This window comes from Variovorax sp. GW821-FHT10D07 (assembly GCF_059415325.1).
In genome coordinates this window covers 178,687-192,142 of sequence record NZ_JBWKMZ010000003.1, presented here as the reverse complement: position 1 = coordinate 192,142, position 13,456 = coordinate 178,687, and the positions used below count along the sequence as shown (strand labels likewise).

The 13,456-nt window shown below is 71.2% G+C and carries 13 protein-coding genes; 6 read left to right on the top strand and 7 right to left on the bottom strand.

Annotation, left to right across the window (positions count from 1 at the left end):
- Positions 1 to 4: 4 nt before the first annotated feature.
- Positions 5 to 1,324: a lytic murein transglycosylase gene (locus AC07PU_RS11310; RefSeq protein WP_495317518.1), complete on the bottom strand. Its 1,320-nt coding sequence runs from the start codon at positions 1,322 to 1,324 to the stop codon at positions 5 to 7.
- 151 nt (positions 1,325 to 1,475) lie between these two features.
- Between AC07PU_RS11310 and AC07PU_RS11305 the strand changes: the two genes are divergently transcribed.
- Entirely contained in the window at positions 1,476 to 1,646 is a 171-nt protein-coding gene (locus AC07PU_RS11305) for a hypothetical protein (protein ID WP_208511154.1), read from the top strand.
- 29 nt (positions 1,647 to 1,675) lie between these two features.
- Here AC07PU_RS11305 and mmsB read toward each other — a convergent pair whose 3' ends face one another.
- Genes mmsB through AC07PU_RS11280 form a run of 5 tightly spaced genes read right to left on the bottom strand, consistent with a single transcriptional unit; the run spans position 1,676 to position 6,832 of the window.
- On the bottom strand, positions 1,676 to 2,569 hold the full coding sequence (gene mmsB, locus AC07PU_RS11300) for a 3-hydroxyisobutyrate dehydrogenase (protein ID WP_495317516.1): 894 nt from the start codon (positions 2,567 to 2,569) through the stop codon (positions 1,676 to 1,678).
- Positions 2,570 to 2,618: 49 nt separating this feature from the next.
- Positions 2,619 to 3,734, bottom strand: coding sequence for an enoyl-CoA hydratase/isomerase family protein (locus AC07PU_RS11295; protein ID WP_495317514.1), 1,116 nt, complete (start codon positions 3,732 to 3,734; stop codon positions 2,619 to 2,621).
- 28 nt (positions 3,735 to 3,762) lie between these two features.
- Positions 3,763 to 4,917: an acyl-CoA dehydrogenase family protein gene (locus tag AC07PU_RS11290; RefSeq protein WP_495317512.1), complete on the bottom strand. Its 1,155-nt coding sequence runs from the start codon at positions 4,915 to 4,917 to the stop codon at positions 3,763 to 3,765.
- Positions 4,914 to 5,279: a lysozyme inhibitor LprI family protein gene (locus AC07PU_RS11285; RefSeq protein ID WP_495317510.1), complete on the bottom strand. Its 366-nt coding sequence runs from the start codon at positions 5,277 to 5,279 to the stop codon at positions 4,914 to 4,916. Before AC07PU_RS11285 ends, AC07PU_RS11290 begins: the two co-directional genes overlap by 4 nt.
- 29 nt (positions 5,280 to 5,308) lie before the next feature.
- The gene (locus AC07PU_RS11280) at positions 5,309 to 6,832 is read right to left on the bottom strand and encodes a CoA-acylating methylmalonate-semialdehyde dehydrogenase (RefSeq protein ID WP_208510962.1); all 1,524 of its coding nucleotides are present in this window, start codon (positions 6,830 to 6,832) and stop codon (positions 5,309 to 5,311) included.
- A gap of 147 nt (positions 6,833 to 6,979) precedes the next feature.
- On the opposite strand from AC07PU_RS11280, the gene AC07PU_RS11275 reads away from it, so the two are divergent.
- Positions 6,980 to 7,879 (top strand): LysR family transcriptional regulator, encoded by a 900-nt coding sequence (locus tag AC07PU_RS11275; protein ID WP_208510961.1) that lies wholly within the window; start codon positions 6,980 to 6,982, stop codon positions 7,877 to 7,879.
- Here the strand turns inward: AC07PU_RS11275 and AC07PU_RS11270 are convergent.
- Positions 7,876 to 8,844, bottom strand: coding sequence for a LysR substrate-binding domain-containing protein (locus tag AC07PU_RS11270; RefSeq protein WP_495317507.1), 969 nt, complete (start codon positions 8,842 to 8,844; stop codon positions 7,876 to 7,878). The genes AC07PU_RS11275 and AC07PU_RS11270 overlap by 4 nt on opposite strands.
- Before the next feature lie 176 nt (positions 8,845 to 9,020).
- On the opposite strand from AC07PU_RS11270, the gene AC07PU_RS11265 reads away from it, so the two are divergent.
- Genes AC07PU_RS11265 through AC07PU_RS11250 form a run of 4 tightly spaced genes read left to right on the top strand, consistent with a single transcriptional unit; the run spans position 9,021 to position 13,414 of the window.
- Positions 9,021 to 9,968 carry a dihydrodipicolinate synthase family protein gene (locus AC07PU_RS11265; protein WP_495317505.1) on the top strand — a complete coding sequence of 316 codons (948 nt, stop codon included), beginning with the start codon at positions 9,021 to 9,023 and terminating at the stop codon, positions 9,966 to 9,968.
- Positions 9,949 to 11,196, top strand: a complete 1,248-nt coding sequence (locus tag AC07PU_RS11260) for an aminotransferase class V-fold PLP-dependent enzyme (protein ID WP_495317503.1) — start codon at positions 9,949 to 9,951, stop codon at positions 11,194 to 11,196. Before AC07PU_RS11265 ends, AC07PU_RS11260 begins: the two co-directional genes overlap by 20 nt.
- 33 nt (positions 11,197 to 11,229) lie before the next feature.
- A complete protein-coding gene (locus AC07PU_RS11255) occupies positions 11,230 to 12,219 on the top strand; it encodes a Bug family tripartite tricarboxylate transporter substrate binding protein (protein ID WP_495317501.1) in 990 nt (329 codons plus the stop codon).
- Between the two features lie 13 nt (positions 12,220 to 12,232).
- A complete protein-coding gene (locus AC07PU_RS11250) occupies positions 12,233 to 13,414 on the top strand; it encodes an enolase C-terminal domain-like protein (protein WP_495317499.1) in 1,182 nt (393 codons plus the stop codon).
- The last annotated feature ends 42 nt before the right edge of the window (positions 13,415 to 13,456 follow it).

Here is a 13,456-nt window from a genome sequence, read left to right as displayed (position 1 = left end):
AGTGCTACGGCGTGGCGATGCGCTGCAGCAGCTGCACGGTCGGATAGCCGTCGGCCGGCTCGCCCACGCTGCGCTGCCAGCGCCGGATCGCATCGCGCGTGGCCGGGCCCAGCAGCCCGTCGGCCGTGCCCGCGCCGAAGCCGCGCGCATTGAGCGCCTGCTGCAGCGCGATCGTCTCGGCGCGCGACAGCGGCTGCAGGTCGCGCGGCCAGTCGGCGCGCACGCCGGACCCGCCCGCGAGGCGCTGCGCCAGCAGGCCCACGCCCAGCGCATAGCTGGTCGCATTGTTGTAGCGCAGGATGGTGCGGAAGTTCGGCCCAACCAGGAAGGCCGGCCCGCGCGCGCCGGCCGGCAGCAGGATCGAGGCATCGGCCAGCGCGGGCAGCGGCGTGCCCTCGTCCATGGCGCGCACGCCCTCGGCGGCCCATTGGCTCGCGGACTGGCGCTGCTGCCCGTCGGCGCGCGCGAGGTCGAAGCCCGGCGGCAGCCGCACCTCCACGCCCCAGGGCTGGCCGGCCTGCCAGCCCGAATGCTGGAGGAAGTTCGCGGTCGAGGCCGTGACGTCGGCCATGCTGTCCCAGATGTCGCGCCGGCCGTCGCCGTCGGCATCGACCGCATGCGCGAGGAACACGGTCGGCAGGAACTGCGTCTGGCCCATCGCACCGGCCCAGGAGCCGATCATGCGGTCGCGCGGGATGTCGCCGCGCTGCAGGATCTTGAGCGCCGCCATCAGCTGCTCGCGTGCCCAGCCGGCGCGCCGGCCCTCGAAGCCCAGCGTGGCGAGCGCGTCGATGGTCGAGATGTCGCCGTAGTTGGCGCCGTAGTTGCTCTCCATGCCCCAGATCGCGACCACGATCTCGCCCGGCACGCCGTAGCGCGCGGCCACGGCATCGAGCTGGGGTCGCAGCGCCTGCAGCCGCTCCTGGCCGCGCGTCACGCGCTGGGCCGACACCGCCGTGTCGAGGTAGTCCCAGACCGCGCGCACGAACTCGGCCTGGCTGCGGTCGCGCTCCACCACCTGCGGCAGGTAGCTCGCGCCGTCGAAGGCGCTGTGCAAGGTGGCCTCGTCGATGCCGGCGGCGCGCGCCTGGGTGCGGAACTGCGCGACCCAGCGTTCGAAGTCCTGCTGGATGCGGGCGTCGTCGACGGCGGGTGCGACCGGTGTGGTGGGCGCAGGCGCGGCGGTGCGTGGCGAGACGGGTGCGGGCTGGGTCTGCGTGCGCGCGGGCGGCGCGGCGCAGCCCGCGACGAAGGCGGCGAGCAGCAGGCTCGCCGATGCGCGGTACGACAGGCGATGCGGTAGACGTGAAGTGGCATGGGGCATGCCCCCATTCTGACGATGCGCGCAAAGGCCCCGCGCCCGGCTGCGGCAACGACGTGCCGCGCGACATGTCCTACGCTGCGACGCGGCCTGCGCGTGCCAGGCGAGCCATGCACGGTGGCCACGCTGCCAGCACCGAATCAAGGAGCCAGCGATGCCGACCCGAAAGACCAAGGGCCTCTACGCCAACATCCACGCCAAGCAGGAGCGCATCAAGCACGGCAGCGGCGAGCACATGCGCAAGCCTGGCAGCGAGGGCGCGCCCAGCGACGAGGCCTTCGAGAAGGCCGAGAAGACCGCCCACAAGCCGAAACAGCGGCACTAAGGCCGCTGTTCTCGTCGAGCCAAGCCCGCTCAGGGCTTCTGGAACAGCTTCAGCACGCTCGAGAAATCGAGCGCGCCATGCCCCGCGAGACTGTGCGCCGCATAGAGGTTGCGCGCGATGCCGCCGAGCGGCGTCGAGGCGCGCACGGCGGTCGCGTTCTCCTGCGCCAGGCCCAGGTCCTTGAGCATCAGATCGGTGCCGAAGCCGCCCGCGTAGTTCTTCGAGGCCGGCGCGGTCTCCATCACGCCGGGCATCGGGTTGTACTTCTCGAGCGCCCAGTTGCCGCCCGAGCTGCGGCGCATGATCTCCGACAACACCTTGGGATCGAGCCCGTTGGCCACGCCGAGCGCGAGCGCCTCCGAGGTGCCGATCATCAGGATGCCGAGCAGCATGTTGTTGCAGATCTTGGCGGTCTGGCCAGCGCCCGCGGCGCCCGCGTGGAAGATGTTGGCGCCCATCTTCTCGAGCACCGGCCGCGCGCGCTCGAGGTCCTTCGTCTCGCCGCCGACCATGAAGGTCAGCGTGCCCGCGATCGCACCGCCCGTGCCGCCCGACACCGGCGCATCGATCATCGCGATGCCCTTGGCGGCGGCGGCCTCGGCCACCTTGCGCGAGGTGGCGGCGGCGATGGTGCTGCTGTCGATCACGAGCGCGCCCGGCTGAATGCTATCGAGCAGCCCGGGCTTGCCCGCGCCGCCGAGGAACAGGCCCTCGACGTGCGCGCTGGCCGGCAGCATGCTGATCACGACCTCGGCAGCGGCCACGCTCTCGGCCGCCGACTTCGCGATCGGCAGGCCCTCGCCCGCGAACTTCTTGCAGGCGTCGGCCGAGAGGTCGAAGGCGCTGAGCGTGTGGCCGGCCTTGAGCAGGTTGAGGGCCATCGGGCCGCCCATGTTGCCGAGGCCGATGAATGCGATCTTCATGTGTCGTCTCCGTTGTCTGTGTGTGTGTCTGTCTGTCGTCTGGATGGAATCAGACCAGCGATGCCAGCTCCGCCGGCATCTCGCCGCGCGGGCGCAGGTGGTCGTCGATGAAAGCCTGGGTGATCTCCTCGATGCTCGCGGGCGACCACTTGGGGTTGCGGTCCTTGTCGATCAGCACCGCGCGGATGCCCTCGGCGAAGTCCTTGTGCGCGCAGAAGCCCAGCGAGGCCCAGTACTCGAGGCGGAACACCTCGGCCAGCGACATGCGGTGCACGCGCTGCCAGAGCTCGAAGCTCAATGCGGCCGAGCTCGGCGCGCCCTTCATGAAGGTCTTGGCGGCGCTCTGCAGCCAGGCGTCGTCGCTCTGCAACGCGCGCAGGCGCTGCGCGATGTCGAGCAGGTCGTCGCCGGCCATCAGCGCATTGATGGTGTCGTAGTGCTCGCGCACCTTCGAGGCCGGCAGCTCGGCGCCCTCGCCGGCCTTGGCGAGGATGCGCGACAGCGTGGCACGGTCGGCCTTGCCCTCGCCGGCCCAGGTCGCAGCGGCGATGGCCTCGAGCACCTGGCCCTTGTGCTCCTGCGGCACCAGCACGTCGGCCAGGCCGCAGAAGATTGCGTCGGCGGCGTTGAGGTTCGCGGCCGTGAGCGCGAGGAACAGGCCGGTGCGGCCCGGCGTGCGGCGCAGGAACCAGCTGCCGCCCACGTCGGGGTACAGGCCGATGCTGATCTCGGGCATGGCGATGCGGCTCTGCGCCGTCACCACGCGGTGCGAGCAGCCCGACATCAGGCCCACGCCGCCGCCCATCACGATGCCGTGGCCCCAGCAGAGGAAGGGCTTCGGGAAGGTGTGGATCAGGTGGTCGAGCTCGTACTCCTCGCGGAAGAAGTCCTCGGCGTAGGTGTTGCGCTCGGGGCCGCATTCGAGCAGCGTCTGGTAGAGCTGACGCAGGTCGCCGCCCGCGCAGAAGGCCTTCTCGCCCGCGGCCTGCAGCAGCACGCCGACGATGCCGTCGTCCTTCGCCCATTTGCGCAGCTGGGGCGTGAGCAGGCGCACCATGTCCACCGACAGCGCGTTGAGCGAGGCGGGTGCGTTGAGCGTGGCGACGCCGAAGCGCTGGCCGCCGGCGGTCTTGATTTCGTCGAAGAGAACTACGGAGTCGGTCATTGTCTTGAGGGGTTCCGGATACGGGGCGTCAGCGGATATCGCTGTCCCCTTCCAGCAATTTTCGCGCAACGATCACGCGCATGATCTCGTTGGTGCCCTCGAGGATCTGGTGCACGCGGGTGTCGCGCACCAGCCGCTCGAGCGGAAACTCGCTGAGGTAGCCGTAGCCGCCGTGCAGCTGCAGCGCGTCGTTGCAGACATTGAAGCCCGCATCGGTCGCGAAGCGCTTGGCCATCGCGCAATAGGTGCTGGCGTCGGCATGGCCGGCGTCGAGCTTGCTCGCGGCCAGCCGCACCATCTGGCGCGCGGCCACCAGCTCGGTCGCCATGTCGGCCAGCTTGAACTGCAGCGCCTGGAAGCTCGCGATCGGCTTGCCGAACTGCTGGCGCTCGTGCAGGTAGCGGCGCGCCGCGTCGAGCGCGCCCTGCGCCGCGCCCACCGAGCAGGTCGCGATGTTGATGCGCCCGCCGTCGAGCCCCTTCATCGCGATGCGGAAGCCCTCGCCTTCCTTGCCCAGCAGGTTCTCGGCCGGGATGCGCACGTTGTCGAAATTGATGGTGCGCGTGGGCTGGCTGTTCCAGCCCATCTTGTGCTCCTTCTTGCCGTAGCTCACGCCGGGCGCATCGGCCGGCACCGCGAAGGCCGAGATGCCGCTGGCGCCCGCGCCGCCGGTGCGCGCCATCAGCACCAGCACGTCGGTGGAACCGGCGCCCGAGATGAAGGCCTTGCCGCCGTTGATCACGTACTCGGCGCCCTGCAGCTCGGCGCGCGTCTTGAGCGAGCCCGCGTCCGAGCCGGCGCCCGGCTCGGTGAGGCAGTACGAGGCCAGCTTGCGCCCGCTCGTGAGCTCCTCGCCCCACTGCTGCGCCACCGCATCGGTGGCCCAGGTGCCGAGCATCCAGGTCGCCATGTTGTGGATGGTGATGAAGGCCGTGGTCGACGGGTCGACCGCGGCCATCTCCTCGAACACCAGCGCCGCATCGAGCCGCGGCAGGCCGAGGCCGCCGATGCGCTCGGGCGCGTAGAGGCCGCAGAAGCCCAGCTCGCCGGCCTTGGCGATGGCCTCCTTCGGAAAGAAGGCCTCGGCGTCCCACTGCGCCGCATGCGGCGCGAATTCGGCCTGCGCGAAATCGCGCGCGGTCTGCGCAAAGGCGTTCTGCTCTTCGGACAGTTCGAAGTTCATTGTTCGCGACCCTTCCAGCGATCCAGTTCGGCGGTCCGTTTCCGGGTCGATTTCTCCAGGCATGAATTGAATACCAGCGGCCACATGGAGCCGCCCTCGTTGGCCTTCGAGGCGCGCTTGCAGGCCGGGTCACGGCCCTTGAGCCAGGCGCGCTGCTCGTTGCGCAGCGCGGTGCGCATCTGCGGCGACAGCGTCTTCATCACCTCGCCATAGCGGATGTTGAGCGCCGCGTCGGCGGCGCGGAAATCGCGCGCCGCGCAGGCGTTCATCTGCTGCTGGTTCCCGTTGGGATCGCAGTCGTCCGCGCCGGCGTCGGCGGCCGCCCGCGCGCCGCCGGCGAGCAGCGCGAGCGTCGCCACCACGCCCCAGGCCGCGACGCGAAGGCGCTTCCTCACTTGAGGCTGATGGTGGTGTTGACGCCGTGCGAGACGGTGCTGTCGTCGAACCAGCGTGCCGTCACGGTCTTGGTCTGCGTGTAGAACATGATGACCTGCTTGCCGTACGGGCCCAGGTCGCCGAGCTTGGAGGCGCGCGAACCGGTGAACGAGAACATCGGGACCGGCACCGGGATCGGCACGTTGATGCCGACCTGGCCCACGTCGATGTCTTCCTGGAAGCGGCGCGCCGCGGCGCCCGACTGCGTGAAGATCGCGGTGCCGTTGCCGTTCGGGTTGCTGTTGATCAGCTCGATGGCCTCGTCGATGGTCTCGGCGTCGGCCACGCACAGCACCGGTCCGAAGATCTCCTGGTCATAGATGGTCATGCCGGGCTTCACGCCGGTGAAGATCGTCGGGCCGACGAAGTTGCCCTTCTCGTAGCCGGGCACGCTGGGCTTGCGGCCGTCGAGCACGAGCTCGGCGCCATCGGCCAGGCCGCGTTCGATCAGGCTGCTGACGCGGTCGTGCGCCGCGCACGAGACCAGCGGGCCCACGTCCACGCCCTTCTCGGTGCCGGCACCGATCTTCAGGGTCTTGGCCTTCTCGATCAGCTCGGGCACCCACTTGCGCGCGTCGCCCACCAGCACCGCCACCGACACCGCCATGCAGCGTTGGCCCGCGGCACCGAAGCTCGCGCCGGCCAGCGCGTTGAGCGTCTGTTCCTTGTTGGCGTCGGGCATCACGATGGCGTGGTTCTTCGCGCCCATCATGCATTGCACGCGCTTGCCGGCCAGGGTGGCGCGGTTGTAGACGTGGGTGCCGACCTTGGTCGAGCCGACGAAGCTGATCGCCTTGATGTCCTTGTGGTCGCAGATGCCGTTGACCACGGCCTCGCCGCCATGGACCACGTTGAGCACGCCGGCCGGGATGCCGGCCTCGAGCGCGAGCTCGCACAGGCGCATCGTGACCATCGGGTCCTGCTCGGAGGGCTTGAGCACGAAGGTGTTGCCGGTGACGATGGCCATCGGGAACATCCACAGCGGGATCATGGCCGGGAAGTTGAAGGGCGTGATGCCCGCGCACACGCCCAGCGGCTGCAGCAGGGTGTAGGTGTCGACGCCGTTGGCCACGTTGTTGGCCAGTTCGCCGAGCTGCAGGTTGCCGATGTTCGAGGCGTGCTCGACCACCTCGAGGCCGCGGAACACGTCGCCCTCGGCATCGGGCAGGGTCTTGCCCTGCTCGGCCGTGAGGATCGCGGCCAGCTCGGCCATGTTCTCGCGGATCAGCTGCTGGTACTTGAGGAAGATGCGCGCGCGCGCGCCGAGCGGGGTCTTGCGCCAGGTCTTGAAGGCGTCCTTGGCCGAAGCGACGGCGGCGTCGAGTTCATCCTGCGTGGCGAAGGGCACGCGGGCCAGCACCTGCTGCGTGGCCGGGTTGACGATGTCGCGCCACTCGGTGGTCTTCGACTCGACGAACTTGCCGCCGATCAAGAGCTTGACGGTGGCGATCTGGGTCGAGGGCTGGGTGCTGGCGTCCATGTGCTTGTCTCCTGTGAATGCGGTGCCGAAGGCGGCGGAACAGCGGGCATCGTAGCTTTGCAGTTTTGCTATGACAATAGACAAAATTGCGCTGGGGTTTTGCATAAATGCAGATCGCCCGCAGCACGGCGCCGCCCGGAGGAACACATGGACTGGGACAACCTTCGCTTCTTTCTCGAACTCGCGCGCTCGGGCACGCTGATGAGCGCGGCGCGCCGGCTCGAGGTCGACCACACGACGGTGGCGCGCCGCATCCAGGCACTCGAGAAGGAGGTGGGCGCACCGCTGTTCGCGCGCGAGGCCGGCGGGCACCGGCTCACCGAGGCCGGCCGGCGGTTGCAGCCGCAGGTGGAGGCGATGGAAGGCGCCTTCCTCGCGGTGGAGAGCACGGCACCGGCCTCGCAGGAAGGGCTGTCGGGGCTGGTGCGCATCGGCGCCACCGAGGGCTTCGGCACCGCGGTGCTGGCGCCGCAGCTCGCGCTGTTCGCGCGCCAGCATCCGCGGCTGACCATCGACCTGCTGGCGATGCCGCGGCTGGTGCACCTGTCGCGGCGCGAGGCCGACATCGTGATCTCGCTCGAGCGGCCGGCGCGCGGGCCGGTGCTGGTCACCAAGCTCAGCGACTACACGCTGCGCCTCTACGCCTCGAAGCCCTACCTCGCGGCGCACAAGCCGATCGCCACGCGCGAGGACCTGCGCGGCCACACCTTCATCAGCTATGTCGACGACCTGCTGTTCAGCAAGGAGCTGCAGTACCTCGACGAGCTGCACCGCCCCGACAGCTTCGCGCTGCGCAGCACCAGCGTGCTGGCGCAGCACCGCGCGGTGGCCGCGGGCGCGGGCATCGCGGTGCTGCCGGCCTTCCTGGCCGAGGGCGACGGCAGCCTGCAGCCGGTGCTCGCGGGCCAGGCGAACTTCACGCGCACCTTCTGGATGTCGATGCCGGCCGAGACCAAGCACCTCGCGCGCATGAAGGCGACCTGGGAGTTCCTGCAGCAGACCGCGCAGGCACAGCGCGATCTGCTGCTGCCCGATGCGGGCGCCTAAGCCACGCCCTCGAGGACCGGCTCGCCCCGTGCGGGCGCTTCGGCCCGCACCAGCTCGCCCAGATGGCGCCACAACCGCTCGGCCTGCTCGGCCAGCGGCGCGCTCCGGCGCATCAGCATGAAGCGCAGCGGCACCTCGAGCGAAGTACCGCCGGCCCGCACGAGCCGCCCGGCATCGAGGTCCTCGCGCACCAGCGCCTGCGGCAGCCAGGCCACGCCGAGCCGCGACAGCGCCATGAAGCGCAGCCCGTCGGTCAGGCTGGCCTCGTGGTGGCGCTGCAGCCGCAGTTCGCCATGGCGCTCGAGCAGCGGCGCCAGCGACCAGCCCAGGTGGCATTCCTCGGCATAGCCGAGGAAGGAAACGGGCGCGCCGGCGGGATCGCGCAGGTCGAACAGCGGCCCGCCCGCGGCATTGGGCGCACTCACCGGCACCAGCCGTTCGCGCCCCAGTTCCAGCACCAGGCAGTCGCCCGCCTCGCAGACCGAGCCCGCGCGCGCGGCCACCGCGCCGGCCTCGTCGAACAGCGCGACCACGTAGTCGACCGAGCCCTCGGCCAGCATCTCGAAGCACTCGGGCAGGTTGTCGGAGCTGACGCTGAACTTGGCGCTTCGGAAGTCGTTGTGCAGCCGCGGCACCCAGTCGGGGAAGAACACGGCCGACATGATGTGCGGCGCCGCGAAGCGGATGCGCTGCTGGCGGTCCTCGCCATCGGCCTTGATCGACTTGCGCAGCCCCTCCAGCGCATAGACCACCTCGGAGGAGATCGCCTGCAGCCGCTCGCCGGGCTGCGTGAGCTCGAGCGCCGCGGTGCGCCGGTCGAACAGCGGCGCGCCGATCCACTGCTCAAGGCCCTGGATGCGCCGGCTCAGCCCCGACACCGACACATGGCAGCGCTCGGCGGCGCGGCTGAAGCTGCGCGTCTGGCACAGGACCAGGAAATCCTTCAGGCTGACCAGGTCGATCATTTGCGGTTTCCTCAAAAGTTGGCGGCCACCCGAGTCTACTTTCGCTCGGCTGTAGCCTGGACACTCCGGCATCCCGATCCTTTGCGGCTTTCGCAAAACCCGACGCCCGATCGGCAATCCGCTGAAGGCCCCGCGCCCCAAGAATTCCGGCACCCCGAACCCTTGCTGGAATCCAGATGCCGCCCTCCACCCCCCAACGCCTTCGCGGCGTGCTCGCCCCGGTCCTCACCCCCTTCGACGCCGCGCTGAAGCCCGACGCCGCGCGCTTCCTGCGGCTGTGCCGCTGGCTCGTGGCGCAGGACTGCGGGCTCGCGATGTTCGGCACCAACTCCGAGGGCAACTCGCTCTCGGTCGACGAGCGCATCGAACTGCTGCGGCAGGCCGTGGCCGCGGGCGTGCCTGCCGCGCGCATGCTGCCGGGCACCGGCAGCTGCTCGCTGGCCGACGCGGTGCGGCTCACGCGCTGCGCGGTCGACCACGGCTGCGCCGGCGTGCTGGCGCTGCCGCCCTTCTATTACAAGAGCGTCACCGACGACGGCCTGTTCGCCTTCTTCAGCGAGGTGATCGAGCGGGTCGGCGACAGCGGCCTGCGGCTGTACCTCTATCACATTCCGCCGGTGGCGCAGGTGGGCTTCTCCCACGCGCTGGTCGAGCGCCTGCTGAAGCGCTACCCCGGCACGGTCGCCGGCATGAAGGACACCGGCGGCGACTGGGACTACACCGCGCGCACCATCGCGCAGTTCGGCCCCGCGGGCTTCGACGTCTTCGCGGGCACCGAGACCATCCTGCTCGACACCCTGCGCCACGGCGGCGCGGGCTGCATCTCGGCCACCGCGAACGTCAATCCCCGCGCCATCGTGCGCCTGTTCGACACGTGGCAGGACGCGGATGCCGATGCGCGGCAGGCGGCGCTCAATGCGGTGCGCGCGAAGTTCGCGGCCCATCCGCTGATTCCCGCCATGAAGTCGGCCATCGCGATGGCCACGGGCGATGCGCAGTGGGCGCGCGTGCGGCCGCCGCTCGAGGCGCTCGATGCGCAGCGGCAGGAGGCCCTGCGGCTGGCGCTGCGCGACCAGGCCTTCGATCTCGCCGCACTCGACGTCGATGCCAGCGATCGCCACTGAGCCGGGCGCGGCCGCGCCCTTCACCGAGGCCGAGCTCGCGCGCCTGCGCCGCGACACGCCCGCTTGGGGCGCCGGCGCGCACTTCGCGCATGGCTCGGCGAGCCTGCCGCCCGAACCCGTCTACGCGCAATGGCAGGCCTGGCTCGAGGCCGAGCGCACGCTGGGCACGCACCGCGCCGCCGAACGGCATGCGGACGCGCTGCATGCGGTGCGCGCCAGCGTGGCGCGGCTCGTCAACGCGCAGCCGCACCAGGTCGCGCTGCTGGGCTCCGCGAGCCAGGCCTGGGCTGCCGCGATGAGCGCGGCCCATGCGCCCCACGTGATCACGACCCACGACGAATACGGCGCGAACGCGCTCTACCTGCTGAATGCGGCGCGCCAGCAGCGGCTCGGCTTCTCGGTGATCGGCACGCGGGCCGGCGCGACGCCGCTGACGCAGCGCCTGGACCATGCGCTGCGCCACGCACCCGCCGGCAGCAGCCCCGTGGTCTCGCTCGCCGCCGTGCCGACCGCCTGGGGCGCGGCCACGCCCATGGACGGCGTGGCGCGCTGCGTGCACGCGCACGGCGGCCTGCTGTTCCTCGACGCCAGCCATGCGGTGGGCCAGGGGCCGGTCGACATGCAGGCCCTCGGTTGCGACGTGCTCGTGTTCCCCACGCGCAAATGGCTGCGCGGCCCGCGCGGCGCGGGCGTGCTGTGCCTGTCGCAGCGCGCGCTCGAAGCGCTCGGCACACCCGATGCCATCGACGTGGCCGGCGCGCAGTGGCTGGAGGCCGAGCGCCTGCAGCCCTGGTCCGATGCGCGGCGCTTCGAGGGCCACGAGTTCCATCCGGGCCTGCGGCTGGCAGTGGGCGCGGCCTGCGACTACGCGCTCGCGGTCGACCCGGCGCGCATCGCGCGACAGAACGCGCTGATTCGCCAGCGCCTCGCGCATGCGCTGCAGGAGCGCTTCGGCTGGCAGCCGCTCGAGGCCGGCCAGCCCGATCGCAGCGCGCTGCTGACCTACCGCCTGCCCGAGGCCTTCGGCGATGGCGCGGCCTTCGTCCGCCGCCTCGCCGACGCGGGCGTCCGCGCCTCCTTCATCGGCCCGCAGCACGCGCGCTGGGCGCTCGAGGCCGCGGGCCTGCCGGGCGTGCTGCGGCTCACGCCGCACTACCTCACGGACGACGACGAGATCGCGCGCCTCGTGGAGGCCATCGAGACCACGAATCCCCGCGTCCACCGCTGACGCTTTTCCATCGACACCCAAAAGGAGACAAGCATGAAGATCCATCCCCGCCCTCTCGCCCGCCTGGCCACCGCGCTCGCGCTGTTCGCCACCGTCGCCGCGAGCCCGCCGGCCGCCGCGCAGGTCTATCCCTCGAAGCCCATCACCGTCGTCATCCAGTACCCGGTCGGCGGTCCCTCCGACGCCCTCGCGCGCCTGCTCGCGCCGCGCCTGCAGGCCGCGCTCGGGCAGCCGCTGGTGATCGAGGCCCGGGTCGGCGCCGGCGGCAACATCGGCACCGACTTCGTGGCCAAGGCCAAGCCCGATGGCTACACGCTGCTGCTGTCCTCGAGCGGGCCGCTGGCGATCAGCCCCTGGCTCTATCCGAAGCTGCCCTATCGCCCGCTGAAAGACCTGGTGCCGGTGGTGCAGCTCGCGGCGGTGCCGCTGGTGCTCGAGGTCAACGACGCGAACCCGGCGCGCAGCGCGGCGGAGTTCCTGCGGCTGCTGAAGGCCAACCCCGGCAAGTACAGCTTCGGCTCGTCCGGCAACGGCACGCCGCAGCACCTGTCGGCGGTGCTGCTCGGTTCGATGACCGGCGTGGCGCTCACGCACGTGCCCTACAAGGGCCAGGCGCCGATGGCCACCGACCTGATGGGCGGGCAGATCGACTTCGCGATCGACAGCATGGTCTCGGCCATGCCCAACCTCGCGACCGGACGGCTGCGCGCACTGGCCGTCACCGGCCGCCAGCGCTCGCCGCTGCTGCCCGGGGTGCCGACGATGGAAGAGGCCGGCGTGCCCGGCTACGAGGCGCTCGCCTGGTACGGCCTGATGGCGCCGGCGGGCACGCCGCGCGCCATCGTCGAGCGGCTCAACGAGGCCGCGCGCCAGGCGCTCGACACGCCCGCCGTGCGCGAGCAGATCGCGCGGCTCGGCAGCGCGCCCGTGCATGCCACGCCCGAGCGCTTCGGCACCTTCATCCAGGCCGAGTACGACAAGTGGGGGCCGATCGTGAAGAGCACCGGCGCCGTGGTCGATTGAGGCCGCACCGCCCATGAAGATCCTCAGCATCGCGGAACGCACCGTTCCCATCGCCTCCTCGCTGCGCAACGCGCGCATCGATTTCAGCGAGATCACCGCCAGCGTGGTGGCCGTCGTCACCGACCAGTTCCGCGACGGCCGCCGCGTCGTCGGCCATGCCTTCAACTCCTTCGGCCGCTACGGCTGCGGCGGAACGCTGCGCGAGCGCTTCATCCCGCGCCTGCTGCGTGCCACGCCCGCGGAACTCAACGACCCCGCCAGCGGCATCGTCGACCCGCAACGCGCGCTCGACCTGATGCTGCGGCGCGAGAAGGCCGGCGCCCACGCCGAGCGCTCGATGGCGGTCGGCACGCTGGAACTCGCGCTCTGGGACATCGTCGGCAAGATGCGCGGCCTGCCGCTGTACCGGGTGCTGGCCGAGCGCATGGGCGAGCCCGGCATCGAACCCGCGCGCTCGGTGCGCTGCTACGTGGGCGGCGGCTTCTACCGCGACCACGACGACCTGGCCCAGCTCGGCGACGAGGTGCGCGGCCATCTCGATGCCGGCTACACCGAGCTCAAGATCAAGGCCGGCGGCCTGCCGCTGGCCGCCGAGCTGCGGCGCATCGAGTCGGTGCTGGCGCTGGTGGGCTCGGGCGCGCGGCTGGCGCTCGACGCGAGCTGCGCCTTCGGGCGCGACGAGGCATTGGCCTTCGCGCGCGCCATCGCGCCCTACGGCCTGCGCTGGCTCGAGGAGCCCTGCGACCCGGCCGACTTCGAGACCTACCGCGCGGTCAGCGAGGCCTACGCGGGCACCGTCGCCGGCGGCGAGAACCTGTTCTCGCGCGAGGAGGTCGCCAACTTCCTGCGCTACGGCGACTTCGAAGGCCGCGTCGTGCTGCAGCCCGATCCGCCGCTGGCCTACGGCCTGCTCGAGCTGCAGCGCATCGTGGCGCTGGCACGGGCGCATGGCGTGGCGCGCGAGAACATCGTGCCGCACGGCGGCAACCTGATGTCGCTGCATGCGACCGCGGGGCTGGGCCTTGGCAGCGCGGAGTCCTATCCGGGCCTGTTCGGCCCCTTCGGCGGCTTCAGCCGCGAGGTCCGCATCGAGAACGGGCGCGCCACCCTGCCCGAGGCGCCGGGCATCGGCTTCGAGGAGCAGCCCGCGCTCTACCGCATCTTCCACGAACTCGCGGCCAGCCTGGGGGTGTGAACGCGCGCGCGCCGGCCGCAGAATGCGCGGACAACGCCTGCC

What these genes read in the sequence shown, in the direction of transcription:
- AC07PU_RS11290 (WP_495317512.1), bottom strand. Translation starts at nt 4,917, where the DNA reads ATGAACTTCGAACTGTCCGAAGAGCAGAACGCCTTTGCGCAGACCGCG.
- AC07PU_RS11260 (WP_495317503.1), top strand. Translation starts at nt 9,949, where the DNA reads ATGCCAGCGATCGCCACTGAGCCGGGCGCGGCCGCGCCCTTCACCGAG.
- AC07PU_RS11305 (WP_208511154.1), top strand. Translation starts at nt 1,476, where the DNA reads ATGCCGACCCGAAAGACCAAGGGCCTCTACGCCAACATCCACGCCAAG.
- AC07PU_RS11250 (WP_495317499.1), top strand. Translation starts at nt 12,233, where the DNA reads ATGAAGATCCTCAGCATCGCGGAACGCACCGTTCCCATCGCCTCCTCG.
- AC07PU_RS11280 (WP_208510962.1), bottom strand. Translation starts at nt 6,832, where the DNA reads ATGGACGCCAGCACCCAGCCCTCGACCCAGATCGCCACCGTCAAGCTC.
- AC07PU_RS11295 (WP_495317514.1), bottom strand. Translation starts at nt 3,734, where the DNA reads ATGACCGACTCCGTAGTTCTCTTCGACGAAATCAAGACCGCCGGCGGC.
- AC07PU_RS11265 (WP_495317505.1), top strand. Translation starts at nt 9,021, where the DNA reads ATGCCGCCCTCCACCCCCCAACGCCTTCGCGGCGTGCTCGCCCCGGTC.
- AC07PU_RS11270 (WP_495317507.1), bottom strand. Translation starts at nt 8,844, where the DNA reads ATGATCGACCTGGTCAGCCTGAAGGATTTCCTGGTCCTGTGCCAGACG.
- AC07PU_RS11255 (WP_495317501.1), top strand. Translation starts at nt 11,230, where the DNA reads ATGAAGATCCATCCCCGCCCTCTCGCCCGCCTGGCCACCGCGCTCGCG.
- AC07PU_RS11310 (WP_495317518.1), bottom strand. Translation starts at nt 1,324, where the DNA reads ATGCCCCATGCCACTTCACGTCTACCGCATCGCCTGTCGTACCGCGCA.
- mmsB (WP_495317516.1), bottom strand. Translation starts at nt 2,569, where the DNA reads ATGAAGATCGCATTCATCGGCCTCGGCAACATGGGCGGCCCGATGGCC.
- AC07PU_RS11275 (WP_208510961.1), top strand. Translation starts at nt 6,980, where the DNA reads ATGGACTGGGACAACCTTCGCTTCTTTCTCGAACTCGCGCGCTCGGGC.